Origin of the sequence: Lysinibacillus agricola (genome assembly GCF_016638705.1) — a bacterium.
In the GTDB taxonomy this organism is placed as follows: Bacteria; Bacillota; Bacilli; order Bacillales_A; family Planococcaceae; genus Lysinibacillus; species Lysinibacillus agricola.
Window position 1 is genome coordinate 3,796,028 of the sequence record NZ_CP067341.1, and the last position, 16,394, is coordinate 3,812,421.

The 16,394-nt window shown below is 36.7% G+C and carries 18 protein-coding genes; 6 read left to right on the forward strand and 12 right to left on the reverse strand.

Features of this window, described 5'->3' with window-relative positions:
- Positions 1 to 39 precede the first annotated feature (39 nt).
- The gene (locus tag FJQ98_RS18915; protein ID WP_053595173.1) at positions 40 to 489 is read left to right on the forward strand and encodes a helix-turn-helix transcriptional regulator; all 450 of its coding nucleotides are present in this window, start codon (positions 40 to 42) and stop codon (positions 487 to 489) included.
- A gap of 125 nt (positions 490 to 614) precedes the next feature.
- On the opposite strand, the gene FJQ98_RS18920 is transcribed toward FJQ98_RS18915, so the two are convergent.
- Together FJQ98_RS18920 and FJQ98_RS27295 are read right to left on the reverse strand one after the other, a co-directional pair.
- Positions 615 to 869 carry a hypothetical protein gene (locus FJQ98_RS18920; protein ID WP_201406504.1) on the reverse strand — a complete coding sequence of 85 codons (255 nt, stop codon included), beginning with the start codon at positions 867 to 869 and terminating at the stop codon, positions 615 to 617.
- 27 nt (positions 870 to 896) lie between these two features.
- Positions 897 to 1,025 carry a hypothetical protein gene (locus FJQ98_RS27295; RefSeq protein WP_277815952.1) on the reverse strand — a complete coding sequence of 43 codons (129 nt, stop codon included), beginning with the start codon at positions 1,023 to 1,025 and terminating at the stop codon, positions 897 to 899.
- Positions 1,026 to 1,463: 438 nt separating this feature from the next.
- Here FJQ98_RS27295 and FJQ98_RS18925 point away from each other — a divergent pair, with 438 nt between their 5' ends.
- Positions 1,464 to 2,216, forward strand: a complete 753-nt coding sequence (locus tag FJQ98_RS18925; protein ID WP_053595175.1) for a metallophosphoesterase — start codon at positions 1,464 to 1,466, stop codon at positions 2,214 to 2,216.
- Positions 2,217 to 2,281: 65 nt separating this feature from the next.
- Here FJQ98_RS18925 and cyoE read toward each other — a convergent pair whose 3' ends face one another.
- A complete protein-coding gene (cyoE, locus tag FJQ98_RS18930; RefSeq protein WP_053595176.1) occupies positions 2,282 to 3,232 on the reverse strand; it encodes a heme o synthase in 951 nt (316 codons plus the stop codon).
- A 263-nt stretch (positions 3,233 to 3,495) separates the two neighbouring features.
- Positions 3,496 to 3,678, reverse strand: a complete 183-nt coding sequence (locus FJQ98_RS18935; RefSeq protein ID WP_143114829.1) for a hypothetical protein — start codon at positions 3,676 to 3,678, stop codon at positions 3,496 to 3,498.
- A gap of 61 nt (positions 3,679 to 3,739) precedes the next feature.
- Between FJQ98_RS18935 and proC the strand changes: the two genes are divergently transcribed.
- On the forward strand, positions 3,740 to 4,540 hold the full coding sequence (proC, locus tag FJQ98_RS18940; RefSeq protein ID WP_053595177.1) for a pyrroline-5-carboxylate reductase: 801 nt from the start codon (positions 3,740 to 3,742) through the stop codon (positions 4,538 to 4,540).
- A gap of 80 nt (positions 4,541 to 4,620) precedes the next feature.
- Here the strand turns inward: proC and FJQ98_RS18945 are convergent, their stop codons facing one another.
- From FJQ98_RS18945 to FJQ98_RS18975, 7 genes are all read right to left on the reverse strand, one after another.
- Complete coding sequence (locus FJQ98_RS18945) at positions 4,621 to 4,881, reverse strand: hypothetical protein (protein ID WP_201406505.1); 261 nt, start codon at positions 4,879 to 4,881, stop codon at positions 4,621 to 4,623.
- Positions 4,882 to 5,109: 228 nt separating this feature from the next.
- A complete protein-coding gene (locus tag FJQ98_RS18950; RefSeq protein ID WP_053595178.1) occupies positions 5,110 to 5,763 on the reverse strand; it encodes an alpha/beta hydrolase in 654 nt (217 codons plus the stop codon).
- 76 nt (positions 5,764 to 5,839) lie between these two features.
- Complete coding sequence (locus FJQ98_RS18955; RefSeq protein WP_158003034.1) at positions 5,840 to 6,013, reverse strand: hypothetical protein; 174 nt, start codon at positions 6,011 to 6,013, stop codon at positions 5,840 to 5,842.
- Positions 6,014 to 6,100: 87 nt separating this feature from the next.
- A complete protein-coding gene (locus tag FJQ98_RS18960; protein WP_053595179.1) occupies positions 6,101 to 6,658 on the reverse strand; it encodes a hypothetical protein in 558 nt (185 codons plus the stop codon).
- A 183-nt stretch (positions 6,659 to 6,841) separates the two neighbouring features.
- On the reverse strand, positions 6,842 to 9,022 hold the full coding sequence (locus tag FJQ98_RS18965) for a bifunctional diguanylate cyclase/phosphodiesterase (protein ID WP_143114835.1): 2,181 nt from the start codon (positions 9,020 to 9,022) through the stop codon (positions 6,842 to 6,844).
- 333 nt (positions 9,023 to 9,355) lie between these two features.
- Positions 9,356 to 10,057, reverse strand: a complete 702-nt coding sequence (locus tag FJQ98_RS18970; protein ID WP_053595180.1) for a tetratricopeptide repeat protein — start codon at positions 10,055 to 10,057, stop codon at positions 9,356 to 9,358.
- A gap of 101 nt (positions 10,058 to 10,158) precedes the next feature.
- Positions 10,159 to 10,638, reverse strand: coding sequence for a thioredoxin family protein (locus tag FJQ98_RS18975; protein ID WP_053595181.1), 480 nt, complete (start codon positions 10,636 to 10,638; stop codon positions 10,159 to 10,161).
- A 192-nt stretch (positions 10,639 to 10,830) separates the two neighbouring features.
- Between FJQ98_RS18975 and FJQ98_RS18980 the strand changes: the two genes are divergently transcribed.
- A complete protein-coding gene (locus FJQ98_RS18980; protein WP_053595182.1) occupies positions 10,831 to 13,143 on the forward strand; it encodes a YhgE/Pip domain-containing protein in 2,313 nt (770 codons plus the stop codon).
- Positions 13,144 to 13,223: 80 nt separating this feature from the next.
- Positions 13,224 to 13,733, forward strand: coding sequence for a PCYCGC motif-containing (lipo)protein (locus tag FJQ98_RS18985; protein WP_053595183.1), 510 nt, complete (start codon positions 13,224 to 13,226; stop codon positions 13,731 to 13,733).
- Positions 13,734 to 13,949: 216 nt separating this feature from the next.
- Here the strand turns inward: FJQ98_RS18985 and FJQ98_RS18990 are convergent, their stop codons facing one another.
- Complete coding sequence (locus FJQ98_RS18990; RefSeq protein WP_053595184.1) at positions 13,950 to 14,486, reverse strand: isochorismatase family protein; 537 nt, start codon at positions 14,484 to 14,486, stop codon at positions 13,950 to 13,952.
- Between the two features lie 640 nt (positions 14,487 to 15,126).
- Between FJQ98_RS18990 and serC the strand changes: the two genes are divergently transcribed.
- On the forward strand, positions 15,127 to 16,215 hold the full coding sequence (gene serC / locus FJQ98_RS18995) for a 3-phosphoserine/phosphohydroxythreonine transaminase (protein ID WP_053595185.1): 1,089 nt from the start codon (positions 15,127 to 15,129) through the stop codon (positions 16,213 to 16,215).
- Positions 16,216 to 16,394 lie beyond the last annotated feature (179 nt).

Consider the following 16,394-nt stretch of genomic DNA (forward strand, 5'->3'; position numbering starts at 1 on the left):
TATAATTGTATGTAACTATCTGAAAGAAAGGGTGTTTGGATGAACCGTGAACAATTAATCACACTTATTTCAGAAAAACTGAAATTAATCCGTACTGAAAAAGATTTAACACAGGATCAGATGAGTGATTTACTAGGAATCTCTAAAAAAACACTTGTTCAAATTGAAAAAGGACGCATTCAAACTGGCTGGACCACAACGGTTGCGGTTTGCGCATTATGCCGAGAAAGCTCAATTTTACAGCATGAGCTCGGTGGTGACCCACTTGAGGTTGTCGACTTAATCGCTAATAATGGAACGTTACATCCTAGGGAAAAAACGATGGGCGGATACATATGGTGGAAATGCCTTAGCGAGTACAATGGTTATCGCCTACAACAAAACGTCATTAGTCAACATTTTCGAATTTTAGATAAAGACAACTATCGACTACTATCAACATTTGACGAGTCAATAGCCAAGCAAGCATGGGAAGAGCTTAATGAATAATTAAATATTATCTCGCGCTTTATAGTAGAATTATTATATCCAAAATCTTCTACTTTCAGCGCGATTAATACTACAGTCCGTACCTCCTATAATGCAAAAAATATCAGGCGTGTTAATCAGGCTCATCACCATAACATGTGGTTTTCTGTTCCGACTGGGCGCTTTGTTGCTGTCGCTTCGCTTTCGCACAGATAAAACATTGTTGCTGTCGCTTCGCTTTCGCACAGGTAAAATATTGTTGCTGTCGCTTCGCTTTCGCACAGGTAAAACATTGTTGCTGTCGCTTCGCTTTCGCACAGGTAAAATATTGTTGCTGTCGCTTCGCTTTCGCACAGATAAAACATTGTTGCTGTCGCTTCGCTTTCGCACAGATAAAACATTGTTGCTGTCGCTTCGCTTTCGCACAGTTAAAATATTGTTGCTGTCGCTTCGCTTTCGCACAGATAAAACATTGTTGCTGTCGCTTCGCTTTCGCACAGAGCAAAGCTTCCTGGGGGCGTCCGATGAGCCACTTGTGCCAATACGAGGTTGGTCACGAAGGCGTTATCACAGGACGTGATGCTTTTAGACAGACGAGACCCTGCACGGAGCGAATGTTTTCTGTGCGACAGCGATACTGTTTTATCTGCACGAAAACGAATGTCAGCGGCAACGCAGCGGCTCGACGCTCTCCCGCAGGAAAGCGAGTAGTCCGTAGCGGAAATCAGAGCCTTCTAATTAATTAAAATGGATAAAAATGGTTAATTTTTACACCTGGTAGCAAATAATTCTCTCCCCTCGCTATCCAAAACTATAGACAAATGAATAAGGAAATGGATTCACCTCGTCATATGATAAAGTGTAACTAGAAACTAGTGGGATGGAGTGATAACTTTACAATCAATCTTTTGGTGTAAAGTTAGATCAGTCGAATTTTATAGAACTATTCTCTATACTTAAAATAACTGCTCTAATACTGGAAAGGATGCTATTGGATGGATCGAATACTAGCAATTAGTGATATACATGGGGAATTAGAACTTTTTGAAGGATTATTATTAAAAGCTAATTATGATACTATGCAAGATCAGCTATTTTTACTTGGCGATTATATTGATCGAGGGCATGCATCTTGTGGTGTTTTAAACTTGGTCGGAGAATTGCAAGCAAAAGGGGCACGTGTTCTACTAGGAAATCATGAAGCGATTATGCTAAAAGCCTGTCGCTCTGGCCATCCTAAGCCTTGGAATCATTGGGTGGGACTTTGCGGTGGTGATGCAACACTTGCAAGCTATGGCTATCAATTAGACGATTTTAATGAAGCCATTGAAAACGATACATTACCTAGCTTTATTCAGACCTTACCAAAGCTCGAAGAACATTTACAACTTATCGAAACATTTGATACTTACATCGAATTAGAGGATGCCATTTTTGTACATGGCGGGGTCGTTCCTGGAGTAGCTATGGCAGAGACAGATCCTATGCAATTTTTATGGATTCGCGAAGAATTTCATGCAGGTTATCAAGGAGAGAAAACTGTAATCTTTGGACATACACCTACCTACAGGCTTCACCAAAATCCAACAGATTACAATGTCTATTTTGGTGAAAATAATATAATTGGTATTGATGGTGGAGCTGTTTTTGGAGGTCAATTACACGCATTAGAATGGCCAAGTCGTCAAATAATCTCGGTGGAAAAGGAAAAGCCAACAAGTGTAGATGAACTGCCCCCCAATTGTTAGACACTAACTAACAATTGGAGGCGCGTTCAGAATAACCTGTTGGCTTTTTGTGCTGAATGAAAGCATTAATATAATTTAAAAATAACGCCTACTAAAGAGTACACAATGACTGTTGAAAATAAAATTGTCATATGGATAAGTGAGAAAACAAACATTTTTGTCGCCCACTTTGTTTGATCTTTATTACTATGATAACCGTAAATACTCATAACAAGCCATGCAATACTTAGCAATAGCGCAACAAGCATAATGCCAACACTTAAAGTGCCAAATAAGAAGCTTGATAATATCAATAAGATTAAATAAAAGTTCGTTTGATAATAAGTACGGCGCATCCCTTTTACAACTGGAAGCATTGGAACTTTGGCCGCTTCATAATCGGCATGCTTACGGATGGCAATGGCATAAAAATGAGGCATTTGCCAAATGACTAAAACAAAAAATAGCCCAAGTATCGCAGGGTGTGTAATATCAGAAGAAACCGCAGCCCAACCAATTAAAGGTGGTATTGCTCCTCCTATACTACCGATTTCTGTATTATAAATTGTGCGTCGTTTTGTCCACATTGTATAGGGTACTACATATAAAAATAATCCTAGGAAGCCAAATGCCGCAGCTAATGGTGAAGCAAGCGCCAGCACAGCTACTCCGATAACGAGCATGGCAAAAGCTAAAGTCAACGTGAATTTCGCTGACATTTCACCAGTTACGGTTGGTCGACTTTGCGTACGAGGCATAAGAGCGTCAATGTCTCGATCATACACATTATTAAATGCCCCAGCAGCACCGATAACAAGTGCAGAACCAATCGTTGCAAAAATGATTTCAGGTATATTCTCTACAAAGGACATTTTATTTTTGTACATCCCTAAAGTTAAACCAGCCCACATAGGAATTAAATTTGATTTAATAATTCCTGTTTTTATAGTCTGCGCTAAAATAGTAGAGCGTGAGGACTTTCCTAATGATTTTTCGGAAGATTGAGGATTATGCTCCGTTTTTAGATTTTGTTCCATTCATCTTAATTCCTTTTCTCTCTAAATTTCTACACGCTTTACTCGATAGAAAGCGACAAAATTTGCAATCAATTATGCCTCGGCATAATTCCGTGACATCCGCCGGAGGCTTTAACTTCTTTCAGCGGGTGTTTGGACACCTGCTGAAAGAAGTTAAACATATCAAATTATAATTTTACCTCTTTTAGATAGAGTCTGTCTCCATGTTCACATAAAGTACATGATTTTCCTTATGTCTTTGTTTTCTGCTGAATAAACATCAATTACTTGCCGTTGTCGCTTTCACGTTTGGACACCTTGGAGTTAACAATCGCATTCATCTCCCCAACTAGTCTTCTACCGAAGGAAAATAAAGATACACGTTCATACACAACATCTTCTATAATACCACCGACTGACGTGAATTTGAACCTAATTGGCTTGATTCTTTGCATATTACTATTCAAGTAAAACAATCTACTCTATACTAATATGTATGTGTTAAGTAAATGAAGGAGTGTCTATTACGTGAAATACGGATTTATCGGCCTTGGAAATATGACTACAGCCATTATTAAAGGAATGTGCAAGAGTGGAGATTTCGATCCCACTTTTATTTATGGCTATAATCGTACCAAAGCAAAAACAACAAAATTAGCAACCTCTTACGGTATTCAAGCCGCAAGCTCTATTGAAGACATTATGTCAAATTGTGACGTCATTATCCTTGGTGTCAAACCCCAAATGCTACCAGATGTTTTACCAGAAGTGAAAAAGCATTTACAAGACAATCATGTTATTGTTTCCATTGCTGCAGGAAAAAATATTACATACTTCCAAGGTAATCTATCTGAAGTTACCCCTATTATTCGTGTAATGCCAAATATTAATGCTCTTATTGGTGCCTCCACAAGCTGCTATTCAGTAAGTGAACAAGTATCAGATGTACAGCTTCAGCATGTCATTTCACTTTTTGAAACAGTTGGCACAATTATCGAGGTGCCTGAACACTTATTTTCCATTTTCACAACAATTGGTGGTGCTTCACCCGCATTTACCTATATGTATATTGACGCTTTAGCACGTGCTGCTGTACGTGAAGGGATGCCAAAAAGCATGGCACTTGATATTGCAGCAAATGCAGTACTCGGCAGTGCAAAAATGATTTTACAATCGCAAGAACATCCATGGTCACTTGTAGATCAAGTATGCTCGCCTGGCGGGACAACAATTCAAGGTGTATCCTCATTACAAAGCAACCATTTTGAAACAACGATTCACGATGCAGTAGCTGCCGTGACTAGCAAAGATCGAAACTTATCAAAATAATTATTGATTGATACACTAAAAAATAAAACGAAACCGAGACATCCTTAAATGTCTCGGTTTTTCTTTTGTTGAAAAACTAATTATATCAATGGAATTAAGGGTAATTTTAAATAAAGTATAGCTCTTCGGCAAAGCGAGGGGTTGATTTCCGTTCCGACTGAGCGCTTTGTTGTTGCTGTCGCTTCGCTTTCGCACAGATAAAACATTGTTGCTGTCGCTTCGCTTTCGCACAGATAAAACATTGTTGCTGTCGCTTCGCTTTCGCACAGATAAAGCATTTGCCGCTGACGCTTCGCTTTCGCGCAGAGCAGAGCTTCCTGGGGGCGTCCGATGAGCCGCAAGGAGTCGCTCAGTCTCCACTCCAATCAACCACTGCACAAAACATGTACTTACTGTCATGTAACTTTAATTTATAGTGATAAAAACGAAACTTTAACATCACTGTTTTGCCTGCATAAAAGCGAAGCGTCAACAACATAAACGTAGGAACGGCTCAACATAACCCCTTAGGAGAATAGCCTTGAACGGAAATCAACTCATTTTAAGGATTTCCTTGACTATTTTATTTGTCATTGAATATTATCTTGTAATTCCTGTGCTAAAAATGCAGTTAAATCACGTAAATTTTCTGGTGTAACACCGTGACCATCTGGATACTGTTTAAATGTCACAGTAGCACCAAATTGCTCAAACATTTCTTTACTTTCAGCACCCCATTGCGAAGGGATAACATAATCATATTCACCATGAGAAATAAATGCATGCAAATGATTGACTGAGCGAATTGCATATTCCTCTGTCACGAATTTTGGTGTGTAGCCGCTTAATGCCACTATTCCTGTAATTAAATTCCCCATTGCAAAGGCAAGTGATTGTGCCAAAACAGCCCCTTGGCTAAATCCAAGCACGTACACTTTATGTGGATCAATTTGATATTCGTCAATTGCCTCTAGCACAAATCGTTGTAATGCAACTAACACTTTGTCAAAAATTTCACGGTCTGGTTTACCGACCTCTTGGATGGTGAAAAAAGCATAACCAGGCTTTTGTGTAATGGGTCCACGTAAGCTAAACACATGGCATTGCTCTTTAAAATCCTGCACTAATTGTGGTAAATCCTCTTCATTACTACCCATTCCATGCAATAAAAAGATCGCTGGATATTTTTTATTTGGATCCATATTCGTTGGTTGTGTATGTTTAAATGTAAATGGTGTATTCATCGATAAAATTCCTTTCAGGTGAGCTTAGTATCACCTTATTATACTGCATAACATATTAGCTATCATTTTTAATAAACTATAGGCTCCTCACCATAACGTGGCGTTGATTTCCGTTCCGACTGGGCTTTGCCGCTGACGCTTCGCTTTCGCGCAGATAAAACATTGTTGCTGTCCCTTCGCTTTCGCACAGATAAAACATTGTTGCTTTCGCACAGAGCAAAGCTTCCTGGGGGCGTCCGATGAGCCCCAAGGAGTCGCCCAGTCTCCACTCCAATCAACTTATATACATGACATACGTTTTAACAAATGTCACCCCAACTTGTAGTGATGAGTTAAACTATATTAATTTTGTTTTATTAATAATCCCGTCCGTGTGATAAGCTATATAACCGTTAATAATGCGAATAGTTTCTTGTGGATCTGCGTTAAATAGTACTTTTGATTCCTCTGGAGTTGAGACAAGTACCGTTAATAAATCTATGCGCATTGAGTGTCCAGCAGAGCTATAAGCATAATCGTATATTATATCTTCCTCTGTCATGCCTTCTGCCTCATACTGCTTGTGGAACAATTCTTTAGCAGCATCCATTTGGTCCGCGACCTGTTGACGAACTCGCATTTGATGCATCAAAAGCTCTTCTTCAAGTGCAACGGGCTTTAACCACTCTTTCTTTTCGAGCATTTTCAAAAATTCTTTTTCCCAAGCTTGCTCATTTTCAGTAAAATACAGCATATTCATCATTAACATATCCCAAAAGTCAATTTGAGATTGTGCTGATTTACGCTGTATCGCGATTGTCTCTTTAAAGTGCTCCTCAATCTTCGTAATATTCATATTGCGCACTAAATGATTACATACATTTTCAATAAATTTATTTACCACTTCTTGTGCCATCAAAAAACCCGTCCTTTATATCACAAATCATTTCCCCACTATCATACCATGATTGTAGAATATAAAGAAACGGGCATCGTATAGGCCTTCTTTGTAGGAAGTTGAAATAACTAATGATAAATTCTTTACATAGCTTCATACTACAACAGCCTCGTCATATGATGAGGCTGTTGTAGTGTCACTTTATACTTCAAATGCAGTAATTGAATCTAAAATACTCTTTGCATCCTTATGTAGCATTTGATAGTTTTCTTGTAATATATTTGGAGGTATCGGTTTACTGAATAGGAAGCCTTGTACAGTGTCACATTTGCTTGCTACTAGATATGATAACTGGTCTATCTCTTCTATTCCTTCTGCAACTACCTTTAACCGTAGATGCTTTGCCATAGAGAGAATCATGTCTACTAATGCCTTGTCTGTGGAATCCGATTGTATTTTTTGAACAAAAGATCGATCAATTTTTAAACAATCAATTGGGAAATCCTTTAAATAAGATAATGACGAATAGCCTGTCCCAAAATCATCTACTGCGATTGTAACCCCAAGTACCTTCAATTGGTGTAAAATCGTTGTCATATGATCGATATTGATGGTCATACTTTCTGTTATCTCTAGCTGCAAATATTGTGGATCTAATTGTGTTTTCTCAAGAACATTATGAATCATTTCAACTAAATTTTGCTGAAAAAGTTGGCCTAATGACAGATTGACCGCTACTTTAATCGGTGGTAATCCTGCAGCTTCCCAACCCTTTACTTGTTTACAGGCTGTTTCTAGCACCCATTGTCCTATAGGAATAATTAATCCCGATTCCTCAGCAATTGGAATGAAGACTCCCGGCGAAATCCAACCCTTTTTTGGATGCTGCCATCTGACTAAAGCCTCTACTGACCTAATTTGGCCCGATTGTAAATCAAGTTGCGGTTGATATTCTAAAAAAAGCTCTTGATTGACTAATGCATCGTGTAAATCATTTTCTAATAAAAGTCGTTCAGTCGTTCCGCTAGATATTGAAGACTCATAAAAACGTATACGCGTTGGTATTTTATGTGCTTCATGCATAGCATATAATGCAAATCTAACAAGTTCCTCTTCCCTATTAGAATCCGTTGGAAATAAAGCAATCCCAATATTTAATTGACTATTAAGTGAAAAATGTTGTATTTGGAATGATTCTTCCATGACAAATTGAAGCTGTTGACTTAGCTTGGTTAGTTGATCTGTATTATTCACCTCATCAATAAAAACGACGAAATAATCTTCTCTCAGTAAGCATAGTAGATACTCCTCTGGTAAAACATTTTTCAGCCTTTGCGCTATTAGATTTATCATTTGGTCCGCATATGTACTGCCTAAAGATGCTTTAATAGCCGAAATTCTTTCTATACCGATAGCAAGAATTGCCTTTTGTGATTTCGATATGTATAAATCTCTTTTTAATGATTCCATCAAAAAACGTTCATTTGGTAAATTCGTAATCTCATTATGATATGCCATATAATGCATCTTTTCACGAGATTTCTCTAAATGCTCTTGTGTATCAACTAACTGCTGAAAAGGTTTTTCAATAGAAGAAAAATAAATTGCTCTAAATAAAAGGTAAAATGCACTTAACTGAAAAATATGTCCAATAAAATTTTTAATATCATAGACATCTCGATAAATGGTAAATAGATAATCACTCATAATTAAATAAATCGCACTACCAAACAATAAAAATGCAGTTTTAGGTGCTTTTTCAAAATTTTTAAGCAACAGGACCATAATAAACAAATGCATCGCTACAGCTATATATTGCAAAGTATTTTTTAAAATAGTAGGGCCTTCACCTTCTATCATAATTGGTGGCAATATAGGCGTTGGAGCATAGATGACGACAAAACAACCTATGATTATTACAAACGGCAAACTATAAATAAACCAACGATAATTTGATTTGAGTTCCTTTTCCCTTATAAAAAAAATGATGAGAAAACCAATCGATAATAGTGATCGACTAAGCATGTAAAACCATGTTGATGCATACGGCGTACTCTCAATAATGAAAAATGGCATTCCTTTATAGGAGAGTGCATGAGCCATTTCTAATAAGCTAATGGTTAAAAATAAAGCCCCTGTATAGAGAACTCTATTAGATAAAATATAGGGCGTAATTAACCATGCCTGAATAGAAATCGACATTGTCACTACAGTAATAAGCATTTCCATCATTAAATGAATTGTTACATAATTGTTCTCTCCAAATATCCCGTAAAATTTATCACTACCCAAACCAATTACGATTAATAAAATCATTGATAATAGGATGAATTGAATGCTCTGCTTCACAAATGAAAAATCCTCATTAAATTTCCACATCATAACTCCCCTTCTTAATCTCAAATAATTTCAAACTTAGGATAATTATACTACAAAATTATCACGAAGTATCGACTTTTCAACTAAAAAAAGAGTAAAAATTAGGACTAAATATTAAAAAAATTTATCATTTTGGTTTTCTTCATCCTCCTCGAATTAGTTTTCACCAATTGGGTTTTTACGGACAGTTAAATTTTACACCTTACTTCTTTGTTTTTGTTGAAATGTTGAGATGGGAATCTTACTGCCCGTTAATGCAGGATAATCAGTATCACTGCAAAAAACGCTAAATAAAGATAAAAAAGATGCCTCAGCTTTAGAGACATCTTCTATCTACTATGAAAATACATAGCTATCCATATTATCTATTGTATTTTGGATAGCCTCTTTTAATGATCGCTGATGCTCGCCACAAACAGCCAGCGCCTCCTCTAATGTTATCGCTGCATTTGCCATAAACGGTGCCATCTGTAAATCCTTCGCTAATTGAATAAGGACAAGCGCTTTATTCCATTTCCATCGTGCATTTTTTGCATCTAAATAAATAGCTTGCTCCAAATAGCCAAGGGCATCGAATGGCATCCACCCAAAGCGATGCATCGTTTGACCTGTGATCCCCCAATATAAAGCTTTATTTGGGTTTTCTTTTACTGCTTGTTTAAAACAATGGACACTCTCATTGTAATGATGTGCAAACAAAAACAATTCACCCTGTGTAAAAAATGATTGTGCCTTTTCATTTGGCGTACCTGTTTTCGCTATATCCTCTAGTTCTTTAATACGCTTAGAAAACTCTTCTTCATCTTTTATCGCACGAATTTCGACGACGGCATCTGATTCAGGATAGCTTTCATCTGCTCGTTCTGTATGCTGACTTTCCACAGACAGCCTAGGCTTTGGATAGCTAGAAAAATCATACTCTTCCAATAATTTAATATATTTATCAGCTAACGCTTTCTCTTTTTCATCTGTAACTTGCTTAGCCATCTCATAGCATTTCATTAACTCTCCGTTATAAAAATAATCATCCATAGTCATTCAATATTCCTCCAATATACAGCACCTCAGTATATTTAGTATACACTACAAAAATCAAAAAAGACTGATCAAAATAACTTTTGATACAGTCTCAGCTTTTCTTATTTTTTTAATACTATTGTATTTAAAAATGCACGTAAATCTTTTTCTGCTAATGCACCTTCAAAACGGGTAACCTCTTTGCCACCTTCGAAGCGAATAAATGTTGGTGTCGCATTAATTTTGTATTTATCCCATAAATCATTGTATTCATAAACATTTAGTTGGGCAATATCAACACCAAGCTCATCAGCAATTGGCATTAACTTAGGTGTAAAAGCTTGGCAGTGCACGCAAGTTGGACTGAAGAAATAAGCATTTACATCTTCACCGGCTTCCAATTTTTTTTCGAGCTCATCAGGAAGCATAATGTTTTGATAATTTTTGTCATCCAATTGATCAATTGTTTCTTGTTTTAGTTCTTTGTCGCCATAAGGATTATTTGCACTTGCTAACTTACTTTTGTTCGATACATTTGTTAGCACAATAATTGCTGCAAATAGCAAAACAATAACTGAGCCAATAATTAGTAGTTTTTTCACGAGAATATGTTCCTCCTTTTTCACACTAAAAAACCCTAGTTTCAGTGTATTCGCGATTGATTATAAAGTGTTTTTAAATCCTAGTAAACTAATTTGTCTTTAAAAATAAGTATTTCTATAATTCAAACATAATTTGGCCCAATTTTGGGAACATACATATATAATGCTCAATACGAATGTGGAGTGGTTAATATGAAACACACTATCCGAAATGTTTTTCAAATTTATAAAAGTGATATCCATAATATTTTAACAAACTGGGTAGTTGCTGTCATTATTGGTGGGCTAATTTTTCTACCTTCTCTTTATGCGTGGCTCAATATTTATGCCTCTATGGATCCCTATGCCCACACAGCCAACATGAAAATTGCTATTGTCAATGAAGACACAGGAACGAATGTCAGGGGTGAGGATATAAATGTTGGTAACGAGGTAGTAGACAATTTAGGTGCCAATCAAAACTTTACTTGGGAATTTACATCTCATGAAAAAGCGATTGATTATTTAAAAAACGGTGACTATTTTGCGGTTATTGTTGTCCCTAGTGATTTTTCTCAAAAACTAACCTCCATACTGTCAAATCAGCCTACTAAAGCGCATATCGATTATTATGTAAATGAAAAAATAAATCCAATTGCACCCAAAATTACAAGTAAAGGTGCTAGTGTTTTGACTCAGCAAGTTTCTAGTGAATTTATCTCAACTGTCAATGGAACACTTTTCTCTATTTTTAATACGATCGGTGTTGAGATGGAACGAGAAATTCCAGACTTTAGGAAGTTTGAAAATTATATTTTTACGATTGAACAGCATCTTCCGGATATCGAAACATTTTTAGCGAAAACTGCTAAAGATGGGAAAGAAGCCGAGACATTACTGAACCATACAATTACCCAAATTCCTGAGGTTGAAAAATTAACAAATGATGGTCTAACCACTATTCAGAAAGGTTTAACATTGATTAATGAAGCAGATACATTGTTCAACCAACTATCCCCTATCATTAAAAAGGATTTAACAGCTGTACAAAATATTACTCAACGATTTACAGAGCTATTAGGGAAGCTACAAAATGCTAATGTGGATACAGCTACCATTGCTCAAACAAAGGATACGATTAAGAAACAGCTGGATGCATCTCGCGAGAAAGTAAATAATAGCATCCAAACACTTGAAGCACTACAAAACTTAACACAAGCTGATGCTTCGTCTCGTAAACAGCTAGAAAACAAGCTGCAAACTATCCTGACGGCGCTACAACAAAGCAATGCTGAAGATGTTAAGACTTTGCTAAGTAATAAGAAAATTCTTGAACAACTTGAAGCAATACGTGGAGATTTACAAGCAAATCCTAGTTTAACTGATTATTCTTTAAGCTCGCTAACAGCATTAAATCAGCTAAATACTTTGCTAACTGACGTCTCAACTAAAGTACAGCAGTTAAATAACATGGATAGTGAAACGATAAAAAAAGATCTCGCTGATGTTCAAAGTGTTGCACAAAATGCTTCTAACAATCTGAATCAATTCCTTACTCATTATAACGATAATCTAGAACCACAAATTCATACGACCTTGTCTTCTGCCAAAAATACATTAACAAATGCATCATCTATGTTAACGAATGTGAAAAATTTTCTTCCTCAAGCAACAGATCGTTTAACAAATGCCAAAAATACGTTAGCAACAGCTAATAAGACACTTAATACAGTACAATCAGATTTCCCTACCCTAAGTACAAAAATTAAGGATCTTGCAGATAAGCTGAGAACATTAGAAAGTGAAGCAGATATTTCCGAAATCGTTCAATTATTGAAAAATGACGTTAATGCTGAGCGAGATTTCTTTGAGGAGCCTATTAAGCTTGAAGAACATAGAATGTTTCCGATTGCTAATTATGGAACAGGGATGACACCGTTTTACACTGTGCTTTCCATATGGGTTGGTTGTTTATTATTAATTTCACTTTTATCTGTAGATATTCACGATAATAATCAATACAGCATTCGCCAAATATACTTTGGACGTTTATTAACATTTGCAACTTTTTCATTTATACAAACACTCATTATTACAATAGGAGATATTGTTCTTTTAGATGGATCAATTAGTGCTCCTTATTACTTTATACCATTTGGGCTATTTATTAGCCTAGTGTTTATTACGGTTGTCTATACACTGGTATCGGTGTTTGGAAATGTTGGGAAAGCCTTAGCCATTGTCATGTTAGTGCTACAAATTGCAGGTTCTGGTGGCACATACCCGGTAGAATTACTACCTAAGTTCTTCCAAATAATAAATCCATTTTTACCTTTTACTTATGCAATTGAAATGATGCGAGAGGCAGTTGGTGGTATTATTTGGACAAAGGTTTGGGGTGATCTCGCCTTTTTATCTTGCTTCTGGCTCATTTTTATTCTATTTGGTTTCTTCTTGAAAAAATTACTAAGTGAGAAAATGGAACTTTTAATGAACAAAACGCGTGGATTAGATATATTTCATTGATTTTCACATGCGCTTCCTGTAAATGTTTAAGCGAACGATGTTATAATGGAAGTATTGTAAACATGTAGGAGGCGCATTTGTTGAAAAAACTTCTATCTATTTTTGTTTTGTCTTTATTAGTGTTAAGTGCTTGTGGTGTAGATAAACAGGTTGTTGAAAAAAATCCGAATGAAGGACAAAAAGAAGCTTCACATGAAGGACATGCACATGCTTCTGGAGATATTCAGGAGGAAACTACATCTGCTGATGTTCTTCCATCCTTTTTAGATAATCAAACAGAAAATATTCGCTTAGTGTATCAAATTGCTGGTCAATCTACAGAAATTCTTGAGTGGATGCCATGCTATTGTGGATGTGGCGAATCAGCTGGACATAAAAGCAATTTAAACTGCTTTATTGAGGAAAAGCGTGAGGATGGAACCATTGTCTGGGATGATCACGGTACTCGTTGTCTCGTTTGCCTAGAAATCGCTGTACAGTCTGCAAAAATGCATAAAGATGGCATGAGCCTCAAAGAAATTCGTCAAGCAATTGATGACACGTATAAAGAAGGCTACGCAAAACCAACACCGACTGACATGCCTGCTTAATAAACAAATGCGCTAAAGCGCTCGTTTACATCCGACAAGCGCTGGAGAGCCCGAAGCAAAAGTAAACGCTCCACCACTTTTGCCCGAGGGATCGAAGCGACCTCGAGGATGTAGCACTTTAGCCTAGACGCCGACTATGCTCTAGGTTTTACACATGCAAAAAATCTATAGTTTCCTTAATAGCAAAAAACTCATCGTTATGATGAGTTTTTTTGGTTATTTAACAAGCTGTAACACCGTTTTAAAATGTGGATGATCTGCATGTTGTAGTAGCTCGTATAAAATCATCTCTGTGCTTGTTGGTAAAATTCCAAGTGCCTTCATCTTCTCAAGCCCAATCTCTTTATTGGCCTTTGTACGAGACGACACGGCATCAACAACAACTTCGACCTCAAGTCCTTGCTCTTTTAGCTGTCGCGCTGTTTGGTAGACACAAATATGTGTTTCGATACCTGTTACGATAAATTGAGTACGACCACTCGCTTTCAATGCATCAACAAACTCTTGCTCCTGGCAAGCACTAAATGCCATTTTAGCAATAGCTTGCCCTTGAAGATGCTGAGCAATATCTAACGCAGTCCCACCTAAACGATTAGGATTTTGTTCAAGCCATAAAATGGGTATCTCCAATGCTTGCATAGCTTGTACCAGCTTTGCCACATTTTCAATCACCGCTTCACTTTCATCAACAATTGTCGCTAACTTGCCTTGTACATCGACGACAACTAAACACGCTTCTTCTGTTGTAAACATTCAAAACACCCCTTATATCCATATTCACCATTCATTATACCGAAAGTTCTTAGTTTATGTGGAAGGTTAGACATATTTCGTCCATTTTAATACCTTTTTGTTTTCGTTCAAAGTTTTTTCGTTTAGAAACATATAACCATTAATCAATGCCCTTAATGAGCCCAGACTACATCCGCGGAATGTGTCCTTCCCTAGAGGAATGTGCAGGTAAGTACATATTTGGGTAGTAGCCATTCCACATAAACAAACACGAACATTTTATAATTCAACTGATTATGGAATATGTAAATCACGAAATATTAACTCATATATCCATTCTATGTTTCGATTCGTTCGTATTTAAACCTCAAAAGCTATTATAAATTTAACTCAATTGTGTACATTTTGTTGCGAGCCTGTCATTATTCTGCTCGAATAGTGAGAATTTTATTTTTTCTCTTGAAAATTGAGTTATAATCCAGTAAAGTGCTTTTATCCCGCTTTAACGGTCAGTATTGTGCTCAATCTATAAATGCAAAAAGTTTGCTAGATGATTTTGAACTTGCCGTAAAAGCCTGATAGATTCATCAACCAATTAGTAGGAACTAAAAAACTATGAATAAGGTTTAACCTTATAAAACCAAACAAGGAGTGTACCACTTTGACACAACGTGCATACAATTTTAACGCAGGCCCATCTGCCCTACCACTAGAAGTATTAGAAAAAGCCCAACAACAATTAGTAAACTTCCGTGACTCAGGCATGTCAATTATGGAAATGAGCCATCGCAGTGCCATTTTCGATGAAGTACATAATGAAGCAATTGCTTTATTGAAAAAGCTTTATGCTATCCCGGAAAACTATGAAGTCCTTTTCCTACAAGGCGGCGCTAGTCTTCAATTTACAATGATACCGATGAACTTCCTACAGGCCGATCAAAAAGCAAGCTACGTATTATCAGGTTCATGGTCTGAAAAAGCATTCAAAGAGGCTAAATTCTTTGGTACGCCCGTAGAAGCTGCTAGTACAAAAGAAAATCAATACCGTAATATCCCAGCTTTAGCAAACATTCAATTTAACGAAGAGGATGCATATGTGCATATCACTTCAAATAATACAATTTACGGCACACAATGGAAGGAATTCCCTGAAACAAAAAATGTACCGTTAGTTGCGGATATGTCTAGTGATATTCTTTCTAAACCAATTGATGTAAGTAAATTTGGTCTTATTTATGCAGGGGCTCAAAAAAATCTTGGTCCATCTGGTGTAACAGTAGTCATTATTCGCAAAGATTTGTTAGAGAAAGCGAATAAAAACATTCCTACAATGTTAAAATATTCAACGCATGCCGATAGTAACTCTTTATACAATACACCTCCAACTTTTGGTATTTATATGTTAGGTGAAGTATTAAAATGGGTAGAATCAAAAGGCGGCGTTGCTGCAATTGCCAAGCATAACGAGTTGAAAGCAAAAGTAATTTATGATGCCATTGACAATAGCAACGGATTCTATAAAGGCCATGCAACAACTGAAAGCCGTTCTTTAATGAACATTACTTTCCGTGTTGCTGATGAAGAGCTTGAAAAACAATTCCTTGCTGAAGCAAAAGCAGCAGGATTTGTTGGACTAAATGGACACCGTTCTGTAGGCGGCTGCCGTGCTTCTACTTATAACGCTGTACCTTTAGAGGCTTGTGAAGCATTACGTGACTTTATGGTAGCTTTCCAACAAAAACATCAATAATTAGAAGAAAAAGACGAATGATTCCTTATCGTAATCATTCGTCTTTTTTATTAGATATAACCTTTAGCAACACTGGAAGCTCCTCTGCATAAAATTGACGCTATTCGTAGAGTAGCTTAGTTATTATAAAAGGGATAGTCCCAGGTGAAACTTCACTTGGAGCTACCCCTTTTTCTAGT

Excerpts from the sequence above, each read along its gene's own strand:
- FJQ98_RS18990 (WP_053595184.1), bottom strand. The coding sequence starts at position 14,486 with ATGTTTACAACAGAAGAAGCGTGTTTAGTTGTCGTCGATGTACAAGGC.
- FJQ98_RS18980 (WP_053595182.1), top strand. The coding sequence starts at position 10,831 with ATGAAACACACTATCCGAAATGTTTTTCAAATTTATAAAAGTGATATC.
- FJQ98_RS18965 (WP_143114835.1), bottom strand. The coding sequence starts at position 9,022 with ATGATGTGGAAATTTAATGAGGATTTTTCATTTGTGAAGCAGAGCATT.
- FJQ98_RS18970 (WP_053595180.1), bottom strand. The coding sequence starts at position 10,057 with ATGACTATGGATGATTATTTTTATAACGGAGAGTTAATGAAATGCTAT.
- FJQ98_RS18960 (WP_053595179.1), bottom strand. The coding sequence starts at position 6,658 with ATGGCACAAGAAGTGGTAAATAAATTTATTGAAAATGTATGTAATCAT.
- cyoE (WP_053595176.1), bottom strand. The coding sequence starts at position 3,232 with ATGGAACAAAATCTAAAAACGGAGCATAATCCTCAATCTTCCGAAAAA.
- FJQ98_RS18950 (WP_053595178.1), bottom strand. The coding sequence starts at position 5,763 with ATGAATACACCATTTACATTTAAACATACACAACCAACGAATATGGAT.
- FJQ98_RS18920 (WP_201406504.1), bottom strand. The coding sequence starts at position 869 with ATGTTTTATCTGTGCGAAAGCGAAGCGACAGCAACAATGTTTTATCTG.
- FJQ98_RS18915 (WP_053595173.1), top strand. The coding sequence starts at position 40 with ATGAACCGTGAACAATTAATCACACTTATTTCAGAAAAACTGAAATTA.
- FJQ98_RS18925 (WP_053595175.1), top strand. The coding sequence starts at position 1,464 with ATGGATCGAATACTAGCAATTAGTGATATACATGGGGAATTAGAACTT.